The organism is Mycolicibacter heraklionensis (assembly GCF_001021505.1).
GTDB lineage: Bacteria > Actinomycetota > Actinomycetes > Mycobacteriales > Mycobacteriaceae > Mycobacterium > Mycobacterium heraklionense.
Map to the genome: position 1 here is coordinate 1 of NZ_LDPO01000054.1, position 1,665 is coordinate 1,665.

The 1,665-nt window shown below is 65.3% G+C and carries 1 protein-coding gene; it reads left to right on the plus strand.

What is annotated here, in order from left to right; all coding sequences use genetic code 11:
* Positions 1–16: 16 nt before the first annotated feature.
* Positions 17–1,447, plus strand: a complete 1,431-nt coding sequence (locus ABW16_RS23595; protein WP_047321636.1) for an IS110 family RNA-guided transposase — start codon at positions 17–19, stop codon at positions 1,445–1,447.
* The last annotated feature ends 218 nt before the right edge of the window (positions 1,448–1,665 follow it).

Genomic DNA, 1,665 nt, shown 5'->3' on the forward strand with positions numbered 1-1,665 from the left:
GCGTAGTAAGAGAGCTATGGCGCGTGTCGTTGAAAGTCTGGATGTAGAAGACGTCCTCCTGCTGTCGTTGACGGGCTTGGTGTCCCAAAACAGCGAGGAGGACGTCGTGGTTCAGGGTAGTGGATTGTCGCGTGGTGATCGGCGCCGCAATGCCAGGTTGGCGCGGTTGCGGGAGCTGGTGCCGGTAGGTCACGCGATCGTGGCGATTGATTTGGCGGATCGCAAGCAGGCGGTGGCGGTGTGTAACCATGATTCGCAGGTGCTGGCCCGGAAGACGGTTCGGGAGCGGGCCTGGGACATGGGGCCGGTACTGGACTGGGCGTTGGGCGCTGCGCGCAAGGCGGGGTTCGCCGGTGTGACGGTGGCGTGTGAGCCGACGGGACATCGTTGGATGGTGCTCAATCAGCTTGCGAGCGAACGCGATATGACGCTGGTGTGTGTCAACCCGATGCTTGTGGGCAAGGCTCGGGAAGCCGAGGATTACACCCGAGATAAAAGCGATGACAAGGACGCGATGCTGATCGCGCGGCTGACCGCCCAGCTGCACTGCTATGTGCCGGAGCGTGCTGATGAGACCTGGGCACGGCTGCGTCAGCAGGGGGCGCGGCGCAGCCGGTTGGTCACCGAATCCACCGCCTGCATGCAGCAAATACGTGATTTGCTGGAGTGCGCATGGCCCGGGGTGTTGGAGGCTGCTGCATCGCCGTTTGAGTCGGTCAACTGGTGTGCTGCGGTGGCGGTAGCACTGGAGCGTTGCGCGGGTCGGCCGGAGCGGTTGGCTCGATGGGGTCTGCCGCGGTTTGAAGCCGCGGTACGCCGTGAGCTGCCGCGTTGGGGCGGCAAGCGGTGCCGCCGATCGATCATCGAGGCGGTGTTCGTCGCTCTGGTTGACCGCCGAGGGGTGCTGGCTCAGCGCCCCGGCATGCTCGAGCGTGCCCGGTGGGTGCTCGGGGACTGGCGTGCGGCCACCGCACGGTTGACCCAGGTGCAGGCTTGCATGGTCGCCGTCCTCGATGAGCTGGACCTGACCGCCTATGTCACCAGCATTCCCGGACTCTCGACGGTCGGGGCGGCGGCCATCTTGGCCGAAACCGGTGACCCCACCCGTTTCGACAGCCCTCGTTCGCTGGTCAAGCACGCTGGACTGTGCCCGCGCGACAATGCCAGCGGTACGTTTGCGGGTCGTGCCCGAATCTCCCGGCGCGGTCGGCCCGGGCTGCGACTGGCTGCCTGGCGCGCGGTGTGGGGTGCCCTATTGCACAACCCGGTGATGGCCGAGCGCTACCGAAACCTGACCACTCGCGAGGCCAATCCGCTCTCAGATGGTCAGGCACGCGCTGCGCTGGCCGCGGCACTGCTGCGCTGGATCCATGTCGTCGTTACCAACCGGGTGCACTGGGATGCAGTCCGTGCCGGCGCGGAGGTGGTGCCACTGGCCGCCGCCTGACCATCACGATCCACCCGAATAACTCGGTTGGGGCCAAGCTCCACACGTGCATGAGGCAACCATTGGGTGACCTCGCCAGACACCCTGAGCAGGCCCCGCCCATCCTCACTGAACTCGGTTGAACGCAGTTGGGAACCAAACCCGTTTGACGAACTACGTAGAGACGAGGACAGGGCAGGCCCCCCAACCCCCTTGACAAAAACCACTTACGAAGGTGT